Below are 19836 nucleotides of genomic sequence, written 5' to 3' on the forward strand. Positions count from 1 at the left end.
CCCGAACTCGCCGCCGAACGCCGCGAGGCGTCAGACCGGCGCGAAGACCGCGTGCCGCACGGCGGGAAACCTCAGAACAGAGCGCTGGCCAGGTCCCTGCGGGCCTTCGCCACCCTCGGGTCATCCGGCGAGAACAGGTCGAACAGCCCGACGAGGTGCCCGCGCACCTTGTCCCTGTCCTCCCCCGACGCCCGCCGCACAGCCGTGATCAGCCTGCCGAAGGCCTTCTCCACCTGCTGACCGGCCACCTCAAGGTCCGCCGCCGCCCGCTGGGCGTCGAAGTCCTCCGGCGAGGTGTCGGCGCGCACGATCACCGACGGGTCGGTGGCCTGGGTGCGGGCGATGAAGCGGACTTGGACCAGCGCGGCCGAGGCCTGCTCGTTGGCCGGCTCGGAGTCCAGGATCGCCTGGTAGGCGGCCTCGGCGGCGGCGTAGTCGCCGCCGTCGAGGGCGGTCTCGGCGGCGACGAACCTGGGGTCCTCGGGCTCGGGCTCCGGCTCGGCGTCGGGGTCGGCGTCGACGCCGCCCGCCTCGGCGGCGCGGATGCCGGGGAGGCGGTCGCGCAGGGCGTCGACCAGGCTGGTCAGCCACTGGCGCAGCTGGGGCTCCGGCGGGATGTCGCCGAAGGCCTCGACCGGCTGCCCGGCGGCCACGGCGATGGTCATCGGCACGGCCTGGGCGCCGAAGAGCTGGCCGATGCGGGGGCTGGTCTCGATGTCGACCTTGGCCAGCCGCCAGGCGCCCTTGAACTCGCCCGCCAGCTTCTCCAGCAGCGCCACGAGCTGCTGGGACTGGCCGGACCAGCCCGCCACCAGCGCGACGATCACCGGGACCTGCAACGACCCCTCGACCACCTCGGCCTGGAACGTGGCCTCGGTCACGTCGACGACGTGCTCACTCGTCGCGGCGGGTGCGGGGGCGGTCCCGCTCGGCTGACCGGCGGGCGCGGTGCGTGCCGCGTCGGCCCTGGCCTTGAGCGCGGACAGGTCGACGGCCCTGGAGAGGGCGGCCGAGAGCGCGGCGGTGTTGCGGGGATCTGGCCTGGTCACGGTTTACATCTTGGCATGACGCCGGTCGGCGCATGCGCGAGACCATGCCCGAGACCCGGTCAGCCGGACAGCCGGACCAGGTCGTCCTCGGGGTGCAGGGCCATCGGGTTGACCCGCATCGCCTCGTTGCCGCGCACGAGCCGCAGCGACAGCGGGGCCAGCAGCCGGGCCAGGCGCTCGGTGGCGGCCGGGCCCAGGTGCTCCCACGGACCGGCCGCGGCCTCGTCGGTCAGGGCCTCGACGGTCTCGCGGACCGCCGCGCCGTCCGCGGTGAGGGCCGCGCCGTCCATCAGGCCGCGCTCGGCGAGGCGCTGGGCGGCGGCCGACCACTCCTCGGCGGGCCAGTTGCGGGCCTGCCTCAGGTACTCGGCGTCCAGGCCGCGGTCGGCGGCGAAGAGCACCAGCGCCTCCGCCGGGTCGAGACCGGCGGTGACCAGGGCGGCGACGTGCCCGTCGCCGCGCGACTCGCGCAGCGTGGTGGCCGCCTGCCAGAGCGCGAGGTGCGGCTCGGCGGGCACGGGAAGCGCGGCGTTGGCCGCGCCCAGCGGCCTGCCCGCGGTGGCCGCGACCCCCGCCGCGACGACCGCCAGCTCGGCGGCCTCGGCCAGGTCGTCGCCGGTGGCCTCGTCGCCGAGCATCCGCCGCAGCGCCCCGTCGACCCCGGCGAGGCGGGCCTCCAAGAACCGCTCCGGGCTCGCGACCGCCCAGACGTCCGGGACCGCCCGCCCGACCCTCGACGGGTGGAAGTTGTAGAACACGCTGGTCACCAGCCACTCCGGGGCCGCGCCGAGCACGGCCGCGCGCATGCCGAAGTAGCCCATCCAGCCGCCCTTGCAGCCCAGTTCGTCCGCGGCGGCGCGGCTCTCCGGGGTGAAGTAGACGACGTCGTGGTACGGCTCGAAGCACAGCCACAGGTCCCGGGGCGTGGTCACCCCGCCGATCCTATTCCGACAAGTACTCCTCCACCCGGGCCACCTTGGCGGCCAGCTGACCGGTGTGGCCGGGGCGGATGTCGGCCTTGAGCACCAGCGACACGCGCGGGTACTTGGCCAGCAGGACGTCGGTGGCGCGCTTGACCACGGCCATCACCTCGTCCCACTCGCCTTCCACCGTGGTGTACATGCTCGACAGCTCGTGCGGCAGCCCGGACTCGCGCACCACCCGCACGGCCTCGGCGACGGCGCGGCCGACGTTCTCCGATTCCCCGCCGAGCGGGCTGACGCTGAAGGCGACGAGCACGGGTGGACTCCTTCGCGGTCTGGGTCGGTCGGGCGCACACTAGCCGGGTGGGAGCGTGGGTACTGCACGTCGACCTCGACCAGTTCATCGCCGCGGTCGAGGTGCTGCGCCGCCCTGAGCTGGCGGGCAGGCCGGTCGTCGTCGGCGGCAACGGCGAGCCCGCGCCGCGCCAGGTCGTGGCCACCGCCTCCTACGAGGCCCGCGAGCACGGCATCCGCTCCGGCATGCCGATGGTGGCCGCGCACAAGCGCTGCCCCGACGCGGTGTTCCTGCCGTCGGACCCGCCCGCCTACGACGCCGCGTCCGCCGAGGTCATGGCGGTGCTGCGCGGCTTCGACGCGGTGGTGGAGGTGCTGGGCTGGGACGAGGCGTTCCTCGGCGCCGAGACCGACGACCCCGCCGCCCTGGCCGCGGCCGTCCAAGACGCGGTCTGGGTGGGCACACAGCTGAGCTGCGCGGTCGGCATCGGCGACACGAAACTGCGCGCCAAGCTCGCCACCGGCTTCGCCAAGCCCGCCGGGATCTATGAGCTGACCAGGCACAACTGGTTCGAGGTGATGGCGCGGCGCCCGACGTCGGCGCTGTGGGGCGTCGGCTCGCGCACCGCCCGCAAGCTGGCCGACCTCGGCTACACCACCGTCGGCGAGCTGGCCCGCGCCGACCCCGAGGCGCTGCTGGTCCTCGGCCCGCGCATGGGCCCCTGGTACCGCACGCTGGCCCTGGGCGCGGGCTCGGCCGAGGTCAGCGCCACCCCGTGGGTGCCGCGCTCGCACAGCCGCGAGACCACCTTCGCCGAGGACCTGACCGACCCGGCCGACCTCCACCGCGAGCTGGCCGCCCTGGCCACTCGGGTCGCCGACGACATCGCCGCCGAGGGCAGGCCCGCGGTCCGCGTCGGCGTCAAGGCGCGGTTCCGGCCGTTCCTGACCCGCACGCGCAGCAAGACGCTGCCGGGCCCGACGTCCTCGGCCGGGGACATCGCCGCGGCCGCCGCCGAGGTGTTCGACCGCTTCGAGCTGAGCAGGCCGATCCGGCTGCTGGGCGTGTGGGCCGAGATGCGGCCGCCCGCTGAGGGGTACTGATAGTTTCTGGCGCATGAGGCCCCGCTCCCTGCCGTTCGACCCCATCGCCAGGGCCGCGGAGCTGTGGGGGGAGCGCATCGGCGACGCGACCTCGATGGCCGCGGTCACCAGCATCATGCGGGTCCAGCAGATCGTTCAGTCCGCTGTGGACTCGGCGCTGAAGCCGCACGGGCTGACCTTCGCGCGGTACGAGGCGCTGGTGCTGCTGACTTTCGCCCGTCAGGGGAGTCTTCCGATGCGGGTGATGGGTGAGCGGCTCCAGCTGCATCCGACGAGTGTGACGAACATCGTCGACCGGCTTGAGGGGGACGGGCTGGTGCGTCGGCTGCCGCATCCCACTGATCGGCGGACCACGTTGGCGGAGATCACCGAGGCTGGGCGGGAGCGGCGGGCTGCTGCCACCGAGGCGGTTACGGGGATTGATTTCGGGTTGCAGGGGTTGACTGAGCGGCAGACCGAGCAGTTGACGGATCTGCTGGCGAAGGTGCGGAAGGCTACGGGGGACTTCCAGGACTGACGTCCCACTGTCTGGGACGTGGTTCCTTGTGCGGCGCGGTTCTCGTGCGGCGCGAGTTGTTCGGGGCGCGTCCGAGCGTTGGCGGGTATGACGGTCGCCTTCGTCTCAGGGTTTGAGACGTGGGCCAGTGGCGGCGATCAGAAGCGGCGGCGCAGGGCGATGGGGTCGAGCTTGCCGGTGCGCAGGACCCAGCGCTCGAAGAGGATGGTGGCCAGGGGCGGGACGCTGGCGACCAGGGCCCAGAAGGTGGTGCGGCGGTCCCAGGCCAGTTTGCGGGCGGTGAAGATGGTGACGGCCAGGTAGGCGACGAAGACGGCTCCGTGGGCGGGGCCGAAGATCTTGACGCCCAGTTCGCTGGTCTCGGTGACGTGCTTGAAGAACATGCCCGTGAGGAGGCCGATCCAGGAGACGGCTTCGGCGAGGGCGACGACGCGGAACAGGCCGGCTGCGTGCATGTCTCCAGTGTGGAGCGTGAGCGGCCTCACGCTCCCACCGGGTCAGCTGTCTTCCCAGGTGAAGACCTTGGCGGCTATGGCGGAGACCACAAGTGTGAACGCCAGGAGAACGCCGCATGGCAGCAGCAGGGCTTCCGGGCCCTGGTCTCTGACCATGAACGCGAGCATGCCGTCGTTCATGTGACGCAGCGGGAATACCAGCGACACCGCCTGGACCCACGACGGCGCCAGGTCCAGGGGGAAGAACGTGCCGGACAGGAAGGCCATGGGCAGCACGACGATGTTGGCCGCGCCGGTCGCGGCTTCCTCGGTGCGGCAGAACGCGCCGACGAGCATGCCGATGGCGAAGAAGGCCAGGATTCCGCTCAGGAACACCGGTATCGCCATCCACCACGTGCCCGACAGTCGCAGCCCGAACACGGGCAGCATCGCCACGGCCACGAACAGCAGCGCCTGCAGGACCGCCACGCCGATGGTGACGACGATGCGGGCGGAAAGCACCGTGCCGACCTTGACTGGGGCCAGGCGCAGCCTGCGCAGCACCTGCTTCTTGCGCCACGTCACCAGGGACAGAGACGCGCCGAAGACGGCGGTGACCGCGATGCCCCAGCTGAGGATTCCGGGGGTCAGGTACTGGATCGGCTGGAGTGAGGCGTCCTCGACCTGTTGCGGGCGGTAGTCGTAGATCGGCGGTTGGCCGGTCGCCTGGACGTTGAGGTTCTGGGTGACGCCGGAGACCAGGCCCTGCACGAGGCCCGCGCGCGACTGGTCGCTGGCGGCGAAGTGCAGGACGACGGTGGTGCCCTCGACCTCGACCAGGCCGGGCAGGTCGCCCGCGCGGATCTCGGCGAGGCCCTCGTCCAGGGTGGTCCTGCTGATCTCGACCGCGCCGGTGGACTCCAGCGCCACCACGACCGGGCCGTCGCCGACCACGCCGAGCTTGATCTTGTCGCCCCCGCCGTCGCGGAACAGCAGGCCGAAGACGACCAGGAACATCAGCGGGAAGATGAAGGCGAAGAACAGCGTGGCCTTGTCCCGGTAGTAGCCCTTGGCCATCGCCGTCGACAGGCTCTTGAAGGCGCTCACGCGCGGTACTCCCGTCCGGTCAGGTCGAGGAAGACGTCTTCGAGGGTCGCCGTGCGCACCTGGAGGCCGTCGAGCGCGCCGCGCTCGGCGAGGGCGGACAGCAGCGGCGCCGGGGTGCGGGTGGTGATGGTCAGCGACAGCTCGTCCTCGTGGGCGTGCTCGGCGCCCGCGAGCGCCCGCGCGTCCTCGGCGGTGAGCGCGCCGCGCTCCAGGGAGACGCGGGTGGGGGCGTCCAGGCCGCGCACGAGGGTGGCGGGGGCGTCCAGGGCGAGGACGCGACCGCGGTCCATGATCGCGACGCGGTCGCACAGGATCTCGGCCTCGTCCAGGTAGTGCGTGGTGTAGCAGATGGTCTTGCCGCGGGCCTGGATCGCGCGCAGCACGTCCCAGAGGTTGCGGCGGGCCTGCGGGTCCAGCGCGGCGGTCGGCTCGTCCAGGAAGACCACGTCCGGGTCGTGCACCAGCGCGCAGGCGATCGAGAGCCGCTGGCGCTGCCCGCCGGAGAGCTTCTCCTCGCGGGTGGCCGCCTTCTCGGTGAGGCCGACCAGCTCCAGCATCTCGTCGGCACGGGCGCTGTCGACGCCGTAGAGCGAGGCGAAGGTCAGCAGCTGCTCGCGGGCGGTCAGCTTCTCGAAGAACGCCGACGCCTGCAGCTGCACGCCGATCCTGGGCAGCAACGCCGGGTTGCGCGGGAACGGGCTCTCGCCGAGCAGCCTGACCTCACCGCTGTCCGGCTCGCGCAGCCCCTCGATGATCTCCAGCGTGGTCGTCTTGCCCGCGCCGTTGGGGCCGAGAATCCCGAAGAACTCGCCTTCGGCGACGGTGAAGGAGACCCCGTCGACGGCTTTGAGCTCGCCGTACGCCTTGCGGATGTCCCGCACCTCGATCGCGGCGGTGGTGTCGGTCATGCGCGCCACCGTAGTGGCGGCGAGCCGCGGAAGAGGCCATTCGAGTGAACAGGCACCGAGTTGACACCTGTCCCCGCGCGCGGTCTACGGTCGCGCAGGTGTTGCGCTTGCGAGCGGTCCCGCCTGTGCTCGTCCCCACCGCCGTCCTCGGCGTCCACGGCGCCGCGTACGGCCGCTGGACCATCGATGACGCCGCGATCACCTTCGCCTACGCCCGCTCGCTGACCTCCGGCCACGGCCCGGTCCTGCAGCCCGGCGCCGAACCGGTGGAGGGCTACTCCAACCCGGCGTGGCTGGCGGTGCTGTCGGTGGGCAGGCTGGTGGGCCTGTTCGACAGCGGCGCGTGGTTCGGCCTGCCGGACTACGCCGCCTTCCCGAAGGCGGTGGCACTGCTGCTGGCCGCGGGCATGTTCGCCGCGGTCTACCTCGTCGCCGACGCGCTGACCGAGCGGCCGGGCCTGGTCACGGTGGCGGCGGGGACGCTGACAGCGCTGGTGCCGTCCTTCGCGATCTGGGTGTTCTCCGGCCTGGAGAACCCGCTGCTGGGGTTCGCGGTCGTGGCGCTGGCGGCGGTGCTGGTCAGGGCGGTGGTGGGCGGGCGCCTGCTGACGACCCGCGCGGCCGTCACCGCCGGCCTGCTGGCCGCGCTCGCGGGCCTGACCAGGCCGGACGGGATGATCTACGCGGCGGCGTTCCCGCTGGTCGCGCTGCTGTTCCTGCGCGGGTGGCGGCCCGCGGTCAAGCCGGTGCTGCTCAGCGTCGTCGCCTTCGCCGTGCCCGTCGGCGCGTACGTGGCGTGGCGGTGGGCGGTGTTCGGGGCGCTGCTGCCGAACACCGCGCTGGCGAAGTCGCAGGGCGTGCCGAGCCCGCAGGACCTGGTGAAGCCCGCGACGATGGTCGGCTACGTCGGGTGGCTGACGCTGCTGGTCGGGGTGGTGCTGGTCGGGGCGGCGCTGCCGCGCCCGTCGAAGGAGCGCGACGGGCTGCTGGCGCTGCTGGTCCCGCTGGGGCTGGCTGTGGTCGCCTTCGGCGTGCTGGCCGCGGACTGGATGCCGCAGTTCCGCTTCGCGACACCGGTGTGGCCGCTGGCGGCCGTGGCCGCCGTGGTGGGCGGGTCACTGGTCGTCGGCGGGCTGGCCACGCGGGGCAAGGTGGCGGTCGGGGTGCTGGCGGTGCTGGGCCTCGCCCACTCGGTGACCCTGTGGTGGGCGGACATGGACCGCTTCCGCACCGGCCCGACGGTCCCGACCTGCGTGATCGCCCAGGCCGTCGGCTGGGAGTTCAACGCCTACGCCGACCTGCTCGGCGTCCGCGACGGCTCCCTGCTGGTCCCCGACGTCGGCGGCGCGGCGCTGGCGAGCGACCTGGAGATCCTCGACCTGGCCGGTCTGGCGCACCGCGAGATCGCCGAGTTCTGGGGCGACGACGACATGCGCGGCCTGCGCGACTACGTCTTCACCGAGGCCCGGCCCACCTTCATCACCGCGCACGGCAACTGGGCCGGGGCGACCGGAGTCCTGGCCGACCCGCGCCTGCAGCGGGACTACGCGCTGATCACCGCCGACCGCTCCCGGGAGAAGTGGGTGCGCCGCGACGCCGTCCCCGACGACGGCACGATGGCGCTGCTGCGCGTGGCGGGCGACGAGGCCGCGCGCCTGCACGCCGTGGCCGCCGCCCAGCCGAGGGGCTCCTGCGGCGACGTCATCACCGCCGACACCCGCTTCTTCGCCGAGCGGGCCGCTCGGACTACACCTCGCTGATCAGCGAGTCGGCCGCGGTGTACGGGTCGAGTTCGCCTGCCATGACGCGCTTGGCCAGGGCGTCGATGGCGCCGCTGCCGCCGCGCAGGCCGCCCAGGCGCGCGCGGACGGTCTCGACGGCGATGGCCTCGATCTCGGTGCGGGCGCGGCGGGCGCGGCGGGCGTCCCACTCGCCGTTCGCGCGCGTCCAGGCGCGGTGCTCGCCGATGGCGGTGACGACCTCGGCCACGCCCTCGCCGCGGGAGGCGACGGTCTTGACGATCGGCTGGCGCCAGCTGGGGCCGCGGACTTCCCTGCGGCCCAAGGAGATCATGTACTTCAGCTCGCGGGCGGTGGTCTCGGCGCCGTCGCGGTCGGCCTTGTTGACGACGAAGACGTCGGCGATCTCCAGGATGCCCGCCTTCGCCGCCTGGATGCCGTCGCCCATGCCGGGGGCCAGCAGCACGACCGTGGTGTCCGCCAGCCCCACGACGTCCACTTCGGACTGGCCGACGCCGACGGTCTCGATGAGCACGACGTCGAACCCGGCGGCGTCCAGCACGCGCAGCGCCTGCGGGGTCGCCCAGCTCAGGCCGCCGAGGTGGCCGCGGGTGGCCATCGAGCGGATGAACACGCCCGGGTCGGTGGCGTGGTCCTGCATCCGGATGCGGTCGCCGAGCAGCGCGCCGCCGGAGAACGGCGAGGACGGGTCCACCGCCAGCACCCCGACCCGCTTCCCGGTCGCGCGCAGGGCGCTGACCAGCGCGGAGGTGGTGGTCGACTTGCCGACACCGGGCGGTCCGGTCAGCCCGACGACCTGCGCGCGGCCGGTCAGCGGCGCGAGCGCGGCGGCCACCGCGCGCAGGTGCGGGCTGGCGGCCTCGACCAGCGAGATCAGCCGGGCCACCGCGCGCGGCTCGTGCCGCCGCGCGCGGTCGACCAGGTCGGCCACGTCGACCTGCCGGGCCAAGCTCAGCCCTTCGGAACGGTGATGATCAGGGCGTCGCCCTGGCCGCCGCCGCCGCAGAGCGCCGCCGCGCCGACCCCACCGCCGCGGCGCTTGAGCTCGTAGGCCAGGTGCACCAGCACCCGCGCCCCGGAGGCGCCGATCGGGTGGCCGAGGGCGATGGCCCCGCCGTTGACGTTGACGATGTCGGAGCTGATGCCCAGCTCGCGGGTGGACACGACGCCGACCGCGGCGAACGCCTCGTTGATCTCGACCAGGTCCAGGTCGGCGGCCGAGAGGCCCTGCTTGGCCAGCGCGGCCTTGATCGCGTTGGACGGCTGCTCGTGCAGGCTCGCGTCCGGACCGGCCACGACGCCGTGCGCGCCGATCTCGGCGATCCAGGTCAGGCCCAGCTCCTCGGCCTTGGCCTTGCTCATCACCACGACCGCGGCGGCGCCGTCGGAGATCTGCGACGCCGAGCCCGCGGTGATGGTGCCGTCGGCGGCGAAGGCCGGGCGCAGCTTGGCCAGGCTCTCGGCGGTGGTGTCGGCGCGCACGCCCTCGTCGGTGTCGAAGACGACCGGGTCGCCCTTGCGCTGCGGGATGGTGACCGGGGCCAGCTCCTCGGCGAAGCGGCCCTCGGCGATCGCGGCGGCGGCACGCTGGTGGGAGGTGGCGGCGAAGGCGTCCTGCTCCTCGCGGGTCAGCCCGTAGCGGGAGTTGACCTTCTCCGTGGAGTTGCCCATGGCGACCTGGTCGAAGGCGCAGAAGAGGCCGTCGTAGGCCATGTGGTCCTGCATGGTGACGTCGCCGTACTTGAAGCCCGAGCGCGACTTGGGCAGCAGGTGCGGGGCCTGGGTCATCGACTCCTGGCCGCCTGCGACGACGATGTCGAACTCGCCCGCCCGGATGAGCTGGTCGGCCAGCGCGATCGCGTCGAGGCCGGAGAGGCACACCTTGTTGATGGTCAGCGCGGGCACCGACATCGGGATGCCCGCCGCGACGGCCGCCTGCCGGGCCGGGATCTGGCCCGCGCCCGCGGTCAGCACCTGACCCATGATCGTGTACTGGACCTGCTCGGGCTTGACACCCGCCTTCTCCAGAGCCGCCTTGATGGCGACCCCACCGAGCTGCGCGCCGGTGAAGTCCTTCAGGGAGCCGAGCAGTCGGCCGATGGGGGTGCGGGCCCCCGCGACGATCACGCTTGCGGACACGGCGGTCTCCTAGCGACGAGTGCGAACGAGCGTTAACCGGCACCATACCCGCGCGCGACCGACCCGCCACGTGGTCGTGTGAGTAGCCGCACAGGGTGAAGTTACTGACGGGTACCAATAGGGTGACCCCCATGCAGGACGCACTCAAGCCGTTTGTCATCGCCGTCGACCACGTCGGCATCGCCGTGCCCGACCTCGACGTCGCGATCGCCTTCTACGGGGACAACTTCGGCCTCGTGAACGCGCACGAGGAGACCAACGAGGAACAGGGCGTCCGCGAGGCCATGCTCCGCGCCCCCGGCGACGACGGCACCGGCACCGCCATCCAGCTGCTGGCCCCCCTGTCGGAGACCTCGACCATCGCGAAGTTCATCGGCCGCAGCGGGCCGGGCCTGCAGCAGCTGGCCTACCGGGTGACCGATGTCGAGGCGGCGGCCGAGGTGTTGCGTGGGGCTGGGTTGCGCATGCTCTACGAGACCGCGAAGACGGGCACGGCGGGCAGCAAGGTCAACTTCGTGCACCCGAAGGACGCGGGCGGGGTGCTGATCGAGCTGGTCCAGCCCGGCGAAGGGCACTAGGCGCACGATCATCTTTCGGTAGGGTCGCCGGGTGGCACGTGACCCGGCGTTCACCTTCCGTGGCGCTCTCAAGATCCTTGGCAAGGACGAGCCGGGCTGGCTGAAGCTAATCGACGCCGCCGTGGGCGGGGTCATCCTCGCCTCGGGGCCGGTTGCCACCGTGTGGGGCTGGGTCGACCAGAAGAACGAAGCCGTCCGCCTGCTGCGCGAGGGCGTGACGGCCGCCACCGGCAAGATCGCAGGCACCAGCGGGCTGCGCAGGCACGACCTGGTGATCGCCGCCCACACGGCCATCGTGGCCACGGCCTTCCTCGACGCCCTGGACGCGCACCTACCGCCGGTCATCGCGGAGCAGCCTGCCCTGGAGCGCTTCCTGCCTGAGACGGACACGCCTGCGCCGTCCGCGACCGCAGGTTTCGAGACCACGGTGGGCCTCATCGAGCGGTGGGCGAGCGAGGCTGCCAACACCGTCTCCTCCCACACCTTCACCCGGGCGCAGACAATCGATGTCGCTCGCCTGACCGGTCAGAACTACCGCTCTCTCTACCTCCAGCTCCAGACGGCCGTCCCCGAGTTCGCCATCTGGGCCGACCAGACCGCACACTCCGCCACCCACCACGCCCTCGGCACCCTGGAACGCCTGCTCACCCAAGGCTCCCGCACCCCGCAGCGCGAAGCGCAGACCGTCGTCAAAGCGATCAACGCCGACGAGCTGAACCGGCCCGTGCTCGACGTCAACGCCGACGGGTACGGGGTCGGCGCTGTCCTGCCCACCGTCGACAAGATCTTCATCAGCCCGCACTACACCGCTGAGGGCGAGACCGCCGACGACCTGGAGTGGATGCTGGCCCGGCACTTCACCGGCGGTGGGGCCACCGTCCGCCCGCTGGTCCTGCTGGGCCACCCCGGGGCGGGAAAATCGCTGCTCACCAAGGTCCTCGCCGCGCGCCTGTCCACCTGCGGCTATACCGTCGTGCGCGTCCCGCTGCGCTCGGTGGACGAGAACGCCTCCATCCCCGACCAGATCGACCAAGCCCTCCAGGCCCAGACCAACAACGCCGTGACCTGGCGGCGGCTGGTCACCGAGTCGACCGACGAGCTGCGCGTCGTGCTCCTCGACGGCTTGGACGAACTCCTCCAGGCCAGCGGCCAGGACCGCATGGACTACCTGCACAAGGTCGCCGAGTTCCAGCGCGTCGAGGCGCTGGTGGAACAGCCCGTCGCCGTGGTGGTGACCTCGCGGACGGTCGTCGCCGACCGGGTCAGCATTCCCGAGGGCTGCCCGGTCGTGACCATCAACGACTTCACCGACGACCAGATGGCCGACTGGATCGGCCGGTGGAACGAGGCCAACGCGGGCGGGCGCGCCCGTCCCCTGCCGGTCGAGGTGGCCCGCGCGCAGAGCGAGATCGCCCGCCAGCCGCTCCTGCTGCTGATGCTCGCCCTCTACTTCGCCGACCCCGAGGTAGAACTCCGCCCCGACCTGTCCACCCCCGAGCTGTACCGCGGCCTCCTGCGCACCTACGCCGAGCGCGAGGTCGCCAAACAGCACGGAGCCCTCCGCCCGCAGTCGCGCGAGGCCGAGGTCACCGCGCTACTGCGCAGGCTCTCCGTCGCCGCGCTGGGCATGACCAACCGGGGCAGGCAGAGCATCACCGAGGCCGAGCTGACCGCCGATCTCCAAGCCCTGGACGAGGAACCCGCGGGCGAGCGCGTCCTCGGCGAGTTCTTCTTCGTCCACACGGCACAGTCCGGCAACCGCCGCGCGTACGAGTTCCTGCACCTCACCTTCGCCGAGTACCTCGTCGCCAACCACGTGGTCGACGTCCTCGCCGACGTCGCCGCCACCACCTTCCGCCGAGGCGGCAAACCCGCCCCCGACGACGACCTCCTCTTCGCCCTGCTCTCCCACGAACCGCTGTCCGCCCAACCCCCGATCCTGACTTTCGCCAAGGAGCGCCTGGACTCCCACCCCGAGCGCGACGAGCTGTGCCAGACGCTGCGCCTGCTCATCGGCGACTACGCCCACCGCCCACCGTCACGGCGCTATACCGGCTACTGCTCTCCGCGCCGGGACAACATCCGCGCGGCGGCCACCTACTCGGCCAACCTCGTCCTGTTGCACCTGTGCGTCGAAGATGTGCGCATCAACGATGTTTGGCCCGACGATCCGTCGGGGCTGTGGAACTCGTGCGTGCGGACGTGGACGGCTGCACTGGACCAACTGTCGGCAGAGTCGGTGCTGACCCGTATGGCCCTGCGGGATTGGACGATCACCGCCATCGAGCCGCGCGGGGGCGTGTACGACCCGGTCGGCCTCAGGGTGGCCGAATGCCTGCTCACCGACAGCCCCGACTCGACCCTGGCAGCCCTCGCGGGCTACCTCGCCGTCAACCGGGTCTCCCCCGGGTTCGCGCCGTTCCTCGACGTCGCGACCGAAGACGTGGAGTCCCTGATCACGGCGTTGGAGCTGACCGACGCCAGGGACTGGCCTTCGCCGTCGTCGTTCCCCGAGCAGCGGCGCGGCTTCCCCGTCGTCGAGCGGGTGTGGACGCTGCTGCGCACCAAGCCGGGCCTGTGGCCACCGGGATGGGCTAGCACGCTGGCCGACTGGGCGCTCACCCAAGACGAGGGAGTCGACCCCGTCGTCATCGCGGCGACGGCGTTCCGGCACAGGGAGGTGCTGGCACTGGTCGGCGGCATGCCGCTGCGCAACGCCCTCGCCGAGCAGATCCTCGCCGCCGCCCGCCGCAGGCACCTAACTGGAGAACAGACCGAGACCGGGTTGATCGTGCACGCCCTGTTCGACGCTTCGGCCTATCAGGCCGGTTCCTCCCCCAGCCACGACAGGTAGTCCGGCCGACGCTGCGCATAGGCCCAGTACGCGTCCGTGGCCTGCCGCAGCAGCAGGTCGAACTGGCACGCCAGCGGGCTGTCCGTCCGGCACGCCAGCACGTGGCGCATCGTCACCGGATCACCCGCCAGCGGGCGCACCACCACCCCGTCGCCGCCGGCGAACACCGCCTGGCACGGGGTCACCGCCCGGCCCATCGCCACCAGTTCGCGGATCGGGGTCGCGTCCGAGACCGTGTACAGCACGCGCGGGGTGAAGCCTGCCGATTCGCAGGCGCTGTAGAAGCAGTCCGGCCAGCCCGCGCCGTCGTAGGGCGTCAGCGCCCACGGCTCGTCGGACAGGTCGGCGAGATCCACGCGCGTCCGCCCGGCCAGCCGGTGCCGTTCCGACAGCGCCACGAACACCGGTTCCACGGCGATGACCTGGGACAACACCGTCGCGGGCGGGCGCAGCGCGAAGCCGGGGTAGTCGACCAGCGCCACCGCGTCGAGACGGTTGGCCATCAGCAGGTCCCAGATGACCCGGGGCGAGTACTCGGTGCGCAGGTGCACCTCCGAGTCGGCCAGCTCGTCGCTGAGACGGTCGGCCAGGCCGACCGAGACGGCCCCCGCGATCCCGCCCAGGCGCACCACCGGCCGGGTCGTGGAGACGCGGCGGTCGGTGTCGCGGCGCATCTCGTCCACCGCGGTGAGCACGCCGCGCGCGCGGGTCAGCAGGGCCTGGCCGACCGGTGTCGGGGTGACGCCCTTGCGGTCGCGGATGAAGACCTGCGCGCCCAGTTCCCGCTCCACGCGCTGGAGCTGGGCGGTCAGCGCTGGTTGGGACACGCCGAGCAGCGCGGCCGCCTTGGAGACGCTGCCCGCGTCGGCGATCGCGCAGAGCGAGGTGAGGTGCCGCAGCTCCAGCTCCATCGAAGGCCAGCGTATTGCGCCGTTCGGCCTCCATCACCCCCCAGTTATCCCCAATGGGATTTCCGGGAACGCGCGCGAATGGGAACGGTCGGGTTGTCCCTGCCCTGCGCCCATTCGAGGAGCGTCCCATGCGCGTCTTGTGCCTGGCCGCGGCGTTGGCCGCCGCGGTGGCCCTGGTGCCGTCCCCCGCATCGTCGCAACCGGCTGCCATGCAGTGGAAGGAGGTGTTCTCCCCCGACGGCACCATCACCCGCGTCCGCGTGCCGGTCGTCGTCGAGCCCCAGGTGTCGGCCGCCGACGTCGCCATCTCGGCCGTCGAGCCGATCCAGGAGACCGGGCCGTCGGCGTCCCGCTTCGACATGGTGATCGTCGGCGACGGCTACACCGTCGCCGAGCAGGGGCTGCTGCGCCAGCACGCCACCGCGAAGTGGAACGAGATCGCCGCGTCCGCGCCGTGGGACAAGCACCGCGGATCGATCAACGTGTGGCTGGTCGGCGTGGTGTCCAATCAGTCCGGTGTGGACAACGACCCGTCGCAGGGCGTCAGCCGCGACACCGCGTTGGACATGGGCTTCTGGTGCTTCAACACCGAACGCCTGCTGTGCCTCAACGAGTCCAAGGCCAAGGCGTACGCCGCGCAGGCCCCGCAGGTGGACGCGATCGTCGCCGTCGGCAACACCACCAAGTACGGCGGCGCGGGCTACCCGAGCCTGTCCACGGTCTCCGGCGGCAACGCCCAGTCCGGCCAGATCGCCATCCACGAGCTGGGCCACTCCGTCGGCGGCCTGGCCGACGAGTACTGGACCCCGGGCACCACCTTCACCGGCACCGAGCCGCGCGAGCCCAACGTGACGAAGAACCCGAGCGGGTCCAAGTGGTCGTCCTACCTGGGCCGATCGACCCCCGACGGCGGCACGATCGGCGCGTACCAGGGCGGTCACCAGTACGCGAACGGCATCTACCGGCCCTCGCAGGACTCCCTGATGCGCTCGCTCGGCAAGCCGTACAACCTGATCGGCTACGACGTGATGGACCGGGCCATCAGCAGCAAGATCAGCAGCGGCGGCGCGACCTGCTCCGGGTACGCCTCGACCCGCACCGGCAGCCTGGCATCGGGCGGTTCGGCGTATCAGCCGGACGCCTCCTACTTCCAGTCCGGCGCGGGCGCGCACCGCGCCTGCCTCGACGGGCCGAACGGCACCAACTTCAACCTCTACCTGCAGAAGTGGAACGGCAGCGCCTGGGCGACGGTCGCCACGGCGGCCACCAGCGGGCCGGACGAGACCCTGGCCTACACCGGCACGGCCGGCTACTACACCTACCGGATCGCCTCGGACTCCGGCGCGGGTGCCTACACGCTCGGCTACACCTCGCCGTAGTGGCGGTGCGGGTGGCGGCGGACGTGCGCCCGCCGCCACCCGCGCACGTCAGCGCACGCCGCCCATCAGCCGCTTGACCAGCGGCGACAGCGCGAACATGATCGCGCCCAGCACCAGAGCGCCCGCGCCGAGCGTGCCGAAGTAGGCGGGCTCGGCGTCCTTGGCGTAGTACCCGGCCAGCGCCCCCGCGACCGAGGAGCCGAGAGCGACCGACAGGTAGAACAGCGCCACCATCTGCGCCCCGAACGCCTTGGGCGCGAGCTTGGTCGACAGCGACAGCCCGACCGGCGACAGGCACAGCTCGCCGAGCACGAACACCACCAGGACCAGCACGAGCAGCAGCGGGTTGATGACCCCGTCGCCCTTGGTGAAGCCCATCAGCGCCATGATCAGGAACGCCACGCCCATCGCGCCGACGCCCATGGCGAACTTGACCGGCGTGCTCGGCTGCCGCTCTCCCAGGCGCACCCACATCGCCGCGAAGACGGGCGCCAGCAGCACCACGAACAGCGGCTCGACGGAGTTGAACCACGACGGCGGGATGCTGAAGAACCCGAGCGCGTCGAGGTCGAGGCGCTGCTCGGCGTAGATGGCCAGCACGGTGAACTGCTGCTGGAACAGCGACCAGAACCCGAAGCTGACCAGGAACATCGGGATGAACGCGACCACCCGCCTGCGCTCGACCCCGTCGACGCGCTTGCTGGTCAGCAGCATCGTGAACAGCAGCACCGCCGCGATCGAGATCACCCAGGTGACGACGGCGGCGAGGTTGTCGGCGCCGATCAGCCCGGTCAGCACCAGCACCGCGACCGCGGCGACCCCCACCCCGATGACGGCGAACGCCCGCACACGCTCGGCCCCGACCACCGGGTTCGGCACCTCGCGCCCCGCGGCCGGCAGGTTGCCCCGCTGCAGCACGTACTGCGCCAGGCCGAACGCCATGCCGACCGCGGCCAGCCCGAAGCCCCAGTGGAAGCCGACCTTGTCCTGCAGCAGGCCGGTCAGCAGCGGACCGGCGAGCGCCCCCAGGTTGACCCCCATGTAGAAGATCGAGAACCCGGCGTCGCGCCGCTCGTCGCCCTCGGCGTAGAGGTGCCCGACGAGCACGGTCGCCGTGGCCTTGAGCCCCCCGGACCCCAGCGCCACGCAGATCAGCCCGACGGCCACACCCCCGACCCCCGGCAGCACGGCCAGCGCCACGTGACCGGCCAGGATCAGGACGGCGCTGTAGAGCAGCGTCCGCTCGGGCCCGAACAGCCGGTCGGCCACCCACGACCCCGCGATGGTGAACAGGTAGACCGAGCCCCCGTACGCCCCGACGATGCCCGCGGCGACGGCCTCATCGATGCCCAGCCCGCCGTCGGCGACGCTGAAGTACAGGTAGTAGAGCAGGATCGCCTGCATCCCGTAGAAGGAGAAGCGCTCCCACATCTCGGTGCCGAACAGGTTCGCGAGACCTCGTGGGTGTCCGAAAAAACCCTTCGGTGGAGATTCCTCGGTAGAGGTTGACATGGCCTGTGACGGTACGCCTGACCTCGGCTTCCGGCTGGCCAGCCGCCCTAGCCGGGTTGTCCACAGCCCCTTGTCCACCCCTGCCCCGCCACCCCCGAGCTTCGATAACCTGGCGGCGGGGGGCCGGATGCTTCGCACGCGAGATCTCGATCACCCGGGCAACGACCCAGTGGTCGCCGCGCGATCGACCCCCATCCCGAAACTCCCCGGCGGGCTCCGGTCAGGTGAGCGCGATCGGCCCCGCCGCCGTCTCGATGACCACCGTCGTCATCCCCCGGCCAGGCCCGCCGAACAAGATCGGCACGTCCACCTCGCCCACCCACCGCCGGGCGGCGGCCTCGTCACCTCCCAACCGCACGGAGGTGATGCGACCAGGAGCGCACTCATGGGCCGCCCGCGCGTACGCGTCCGTCCAGTACGGCAAGCGCTCGGCGCGGCTCTGGTTGTACCGGATGAAGAACGGCAGCCCGGGGTCCACGGCGCTGACGACGCTCCATTGCGGGTAGTCGCAGCGCTCGACCCCGCGCTCCTCGGCGACCGCGCGCAGGTCCTCGGCCTCGATCGCCCAGGTGAACAGGCCCTCCCGCGCGGCGGCGAGGTCGGCGGCCGCGGGGTGGGCGGTCGGGTCGGTCGCCATGACGAGTTCCAGGTACGTCGGCGGCGCGAGCGGGATCGCCACGTTGACGACGCCGGGCACCGGCGAGCTGCGTCGCTCCAGGGCGCCCAGCCCGTGGTCGGTCCGCAGCCGCGCGATGGCCGCCTCGATGTCGCCGGTGGCAATCAGAACGTGGTCGAGATATCGCACAAGGTCAATGGTGTCCTCTGCGCGGCGCAGGACGCTCGCCGAAACGGGCGACCTACTTCTCCGCATTTGCTCTATTGGTCCGACACGGGCCTTTGCGGCCCGTGTGAGCGGCTTTGACCGACCCGCGACCGTCACCCCGTCGGGTGCCATCGCTCACATCGCCGCTTTCTGAATCGCTACCCGTGAGTAACCTCAGCGCACCCGAGCCGCCCTTGGAGGAGTCGCCGTGCAGAAGATCCTCGACGCCATCATGGCCGATGAGCTGGACTCGATCGGTGGGCTGGATGTCCCCGACACCTATCGCGGGGTCACCGTCCACGCCGACGAGGTCGAGATGTTCGCCGGACTCGAATCCCGCGACAAGGACCCGCGCAAGTCGCTGCACCTCGACGAGGTCGCGGTGCCGGAGCTGGGCCCCGGCGAGGCGCTCGTGGCCGTGATGGCCAGCGCGATCAACTACAACACGGTGTGGACCTCGATCTTCGAGCCGGTGTCCACCTTCAAGTTCCTTGAGCGCTACGGCCGCACCTCGCCGCTGGCCAAGCGCCACGACCTGCCCTACCACGTCGTCGGCTCCGACCTGGCGGGCGTCGTGCTGCGCACCGGGCCCGGCGTGCACAACTGGAAGCCCGGCGACGAGGTCGTCGCGCACTGCCTCAACGTCGAGCTGGAGAGCCCCGACGGGCACAACGACACGATGCTCGACAGCGAGCAGCGCATCTGGGGCTTCGAGACCAACTTCGGCGGCCTCGCCGAGGTCGCGCTGGTCAAGGCCAACCAGCTCATGCCGAAGCCCGACCACCTGACCTGGGAGGAAGCCGCCTCCCCCGGCCTGGTCAACTGCACCGCCTACCGGCAGCTGGTCTCCACCAACGGCGCCAACATGAAGCAGGGCGACATCGTGCTGATCTGGGGCGCCTCCGGCGGCCTCGGCTCCTACGCCACCCAGTTCGCCCTCAACGGCGGCGCGATCCCGATCTGCGTGGTGTCCAGCCCGGAGAAGGCCGAGATCTGCCGTGCCATGGGCGCCGAGCTGATCATCGACCGCAACGCCGAGGGCTACAAGTTCTGGAAGGACGAGGACAACCAGGACCCGCGCGAGTGGCAGCGCCTCGGCGCCAAGATCCGCGAGCTGACCGGCGGCGAGGACCCGGACATCGTCTTCGAGCACCCGGGCCGGGAGACCTTCGGCGCGTCGGTCTACGTCGCCCGCCGCGGTGGGACGATCGTCACGTGCGCGTCCACTTCGGGCTTCATGCACCAGTACGACAACCGGTACCTGTGGATGAACCTCAAGCGCATCATCAGCTCCCACTTCGCGAACTACCGCGAGTCCTGGGAAGCCAACCGCCTCGTCGCCAAGGGCATGATTCACCCCACGGTGTCGAAGACCTACGCGCTGCAGGACACCGGGCAGGCCGCGCTCGACGTCCACCGCAACGCCCACCAGGGCAAGGTCGGCGTGCTCTGCCTCGCGCCGGAAGAGGGTCTGGGCGTGCGCGACCACGAGATGCGGGCCCGGCACATCGACAAGATCAACCGGTTCCGGGGCGTGTAGTTCC

18 protein-coding genes are annotated in these 19836 nt (G+C 71.8%); 7 read left to right on the plus strand and 11 right to left on the minus strand.

The genetic code is table 11. The annotated features are described in order from the left end of the window. Window positions 1–71: 71 nt before the first annotated feature. Genes ACFPM7_RS04270 through ACFPM7_RS04280 form a run of 3 tightly spaced genes read right to left on the minus strand, consistent with a single transcriptional unit; the run spans window position 72 to window position 2288 of the window. Window positions 72–1049 (minus strand): co-chaperone YbbN, encoded by a 978-nt coding sequence (locus ACFPM7_RS04270; protein ID WP_378244029.1) that lies wholly within the window; start codon window positions 1047–1049, stop codon window positions 72–74. 59 nt (window positions 1050–1108) lie between these two features. Next, complete coding sequence (locus ACFPM7_RS04275; RefSeq protein ID WP_378244031.1) at window positions 1109–1981, minus strand: SCO6745 family protein; 873 nt, start codon at window positions 1979–1981, stop codon at window positions 1109–1111. A 10-nt stretch (window positions 1982–1991) separates the two neighbouring features. Further along, entirely contained in the window at window positions 1992–2288 is a 297-nt protein-coding gene (locus ACFPM7_RS04280) for an MTH1187 family thiamine-binding protein (RefSeq protein ID WP_378244032.1), read from the minus strand. Window positions 2289–2335: 47 nt separating this feature from the next. On the opposite strand from ACFPM7_RS04280, the gene ACFPM7_RS04285 reads away from it, so the two are divergent. Both ACFPM7_RS04285 and ACFPM7_RS04290 read left to right on the plus strand, forming a co-directional pair. After that, window positions 2336–3370 carry a DNA polymerase IV gene (locus ACFPM7_RS04285; RefSeq protein WP_378244034.1) on the plus strand — a complete coding sequence of 345 codons (1035 nt, stop codon included), beginning with the start codon at window positions 2336–2338 and terminating at the stop codon, window positions 3368–3370. A 13-nt stretch (window positions 3371–3383) separates the two neighbouring features. Beyond that, window positions 3384–3887 (plus strand): MarR family winged helix-turn-helix transcriptional regulator, encoded by a 504-nt coding sequence (locus ACFPM7_RS04290; RefSeq protein ID WP_378244036.1) that lies wholly within the window; start codon window positions 3384–3386, stop codon window positions 3885–3887. 137 nt (window positions 3888–4024) lie between these two features. Here the strand turns inward: ACFPM7_RS04290 and ACFPM7_RS04295 are convergent, their stop codons facing one another. Genes ACFPM7_RS04295 through ACFPM7_RS04305 form a run of 3 tightly spaced genes read right to left on the minus strand, consistent with a single transcriptional unit; the run spans window position 4025 to window position 6336 of the window. Beyond that, window positions 4025–4342 carry a DUF3817 domain-containing protein gene (locus ACFPM7_RS04295; RefSeq protein WP_378244038.1) on the minus strand — a complete coding sequence of 106 codons (318 nt, stop codon included), beginning with the start codon at window positions 4340–4342 and terminating at the stop codon, window positions 4025–4027. 42 nt (window positions 4343–4384) lie between these two features. Further along, window positions 4385–5428, minus strand: a complete 1044-nt coding sequence (locus ACFPM7_RS04300; RefSeq protein ID WP_378244040.1) for an ABC transporter permease — start codon at window positions 5426–5428, stop codon at window positions 4385–4387. Next, window positions 5425–6336: an ABC transporter ATP-binding protein gene (locus tag ACFPM7_RS04305; protein ID WP_378244042.1), complete on the minus strand. Its 912-nt coding sequence runs from the start codon at window positions 6334–6336 to the stop codon at window positions 5425–5427. The genes ACFPM7_RS04300 and ACFPM7_RS04305 overlap by 4 nt, the downstream gene beginning before the upstream one ends. Window positions 6337–6434: 98 nt before the next feature. Between ACFPM7_RS04305 and ACFPM7_RS04310 the strand changes: the two genes are divergently transcribed. After that, the gene (locus ACFPM7_RS04310) at window positions 6435–8096 is read left to right on the plus strand and encodes a hypothetical protein (protein ID WP_378244044.1); all 1662 of its coding nucleotides are present in this window, start codon (window positions 6435–6437) and stop codon (window positions 8094–8096) included. Here the strand turns inward: ACFPM7_RS04310 and meaB are convergent. Both meaB and ACFPM7_RS04320 read right to left on the minus strand, forming a co-directional pair. Continuing rightward, entirely contained in the window at window positions 8083–9045 is a 963-nt protein-coding gene (gene meaB, locus ACFPM7_RS04315) for a methylmalonyl Co-A mutase-associated GTPase MeaB (RefSeq protein WP_378244046.1), read from the minus strand. The genes ACFPM7_RS04310 and meaB overlap by 14 nt on opposite strands. 2 nt (window positions 9046–9047) lie before the next feature. Next, a complete protein-coding gene (locus ACFPM7_RS04320; protein WP_378244048.1) occupies window positions 9048–10235 on the minus strand; it encodes an acetyl-CoA C-acetyltransferase in 1188 nt (395 codons plus the stop codon). 131 nt (window positions 10236–10366) lie between these two features. On the opposite strand from ACFPM7_RS04320, the gene mce reads away from it, so the two are divergent. Together mce and ACFPM7_RS04330 are read left to right on the plus strand one after the other, a co-directional pair. After that, window positions 10367–10813 carry a methylmalonyl-CoA epimerase gene (gene mce / locus ACFPM7_RS04325; protein ID WP_378244050.1) on the plus strand — a complete coding sequence of 149 codons (447 nt, stop codon included), beginning with the start codon at window positions 10367–10369 and terminating at the stop codon, window positions 10811–10813. A gap of 31 nt (window positions 10814–10844) precedes the next feature. Next, window positions 10845–13667 carry an NACHT domain-containing protein gene (locus tag ACFPM7_RS04330; protein WP_378244052.1) on the plus strand — a complete coding sequence of 941 codons (2823 nt, stop codon included), beginning with the start codon at window positions 10845–10847 and terminating at the stop codon, window positions 13665–13667. On the opposite strand, the gene ACFPM7_RS04335 is transcribed toward ACFPM7_RS04330, so the two are convergent. Continuing rightward, window positions 13634–14578 (minus strand): LysR family transcriptional regulator, encoded by a 945-nt coding sequence (locus ACFPM7_RS04335; protein ID WP_378244054.1) that lies wholly within the window; start codon window positions 14576–14578, stop codon window positions 13634–13636. The genes ACFPM7_RS04330 and ACFPM7_RS04335 overlap by 34 nt on opposite strands. Before the next feature lie 128 nt (window positions 14579–14706). On the opposite strand from ACFPM7_RS04335, the gene ACFPM7_RS04340 reads away from it, so the two are divergent. Next, window positions 14707–15957, plus strand: coding sequence for a M64 family metallopeptidase (locus tag ACFPM7_RS04340; RefSeq protein ID WP_378244056.1), 1251 nt, complete (start codon window positions 14707–14709; stop codon window positions 15955–15957). 48 nt (window positions 15958–16005) lie between these two features. On the opposite strand, the gene ACFPM7_RS04345 is transcribed toward ACFPM7_RS04340, so the two are convergent. Together ACFPM7_RS04345 and ACFPM7_RS04350 are read right to left on the minus strand one after the other, a co-directional pair. After that, entirely contained in the window at window positions 16006–17469 is a 1464-nt protein-coding gene (locus tag ACFPM7_RS04345) for a peptide MFS transporter (protein ID WP_378244058.1), read from the minus strand. Window positions 17470–17689: 220 nt separating this feature from the next. Then, complete coding sequence (locus ACFPM7_RS04350; RefSeq protein WP_378244060.1) at window positions 17690–18274, minus strand: VOC family protein; 585 nt, start codon at window positions 18272–18274, stop codon at window positions 17690–17692. Window positions 18275–18524: 250 nt separating this feature from the next. Between ACFPM7_RS04350 and ccrA the strand changes: the two genes are divergently transcribed. Continuing rightward, window positions 18525–19832 (plus strand): crotonyl-CoA carboxylase/reductase, encoded by a 1308-nt coding sequence (ccrA, locus tag ACFPM7_RS04355; protein WP_378244999.1) that lies wholly within the window; start codon window positions 18525–18527, stop codon window positions 19830–19832. Window positions 19833–19836 lie beyond the last annotated feature (4 nt).

The organism is Actinokineospora guangxiensis (genome assembly GCF_042657845.1).
GTDB classification, from domain to species: Bacteria; Actinomycetota; Actinomycetes; order Mycobacteriales; family Pseudonocardiaceae; genus Actinokineospora; species Actinokineospora guangxiensis.

What these genes read in the sequence shown, in the direction of transcription:
- ACFPM7_RS04290 (WP_378244036.1), top strand. Translation starts at nt 3,384, where the DNA reads ATGAGGCCCCGCTCCCTGCCGTTCGACCCCATCGCCAGGGCCGCGGAG.
- ACFPM7_RS04295 (WP_378244038.1), bottom strand. Translation starts at nt 4,342, where the DNA reads ATGCACGCAGCCGGCCTGTTCCGCGTCGTCGCCCTCGCCGAAGCCGTC.
- ACFPM7_RS04305 (WP_378244042.1), bottom strand. Translation starts at nt 6,336, where the DNA reads ATGACCGACACCACCGCCGCGATCGAGGTGCGGGACATCCGCAAGGCG.
- mce (WP_378244050.1), top strand. Translation starts at nt 10,367, where the DNA reads ATGCAGGACGCACTCAAGCCGTTTGTCATCGCCGTCGACCACGTCGGC.
- ACFPM7_RS04335 (WP_378244054.1), bottom strand. Translation starts at nt 14,578, where the DNA reads ATGGAGCTGGAGCTGCGGCACCTCACCTCGCTCTGCGCGATCGCCGAC.
- ACFPM7_RS04340 (WP_378244056.1), top strand. Translation starts at nt 14,707, where the DNA reads ATGCGCGTCTTGTGCCTGGCCGCGGCGTTGGCCGCCGCGGTGGCCCTG.
- ACFPM7_RS04345 (WP_378244058.1), bottom strand. Translation starts at nt 17,469, where the DNA reads ATGTCAACCTCTACCGAGGAATCTCCACCGAAGGGTTTTTTCGGACAC.
- ccrA (WP_378244999.1), top strand. Translation starts at nt 18,525, where the DNA reads ATGGCCGATGAGCTGGACTCGATCGGTGGGCTGGATGTCCCCGACACC.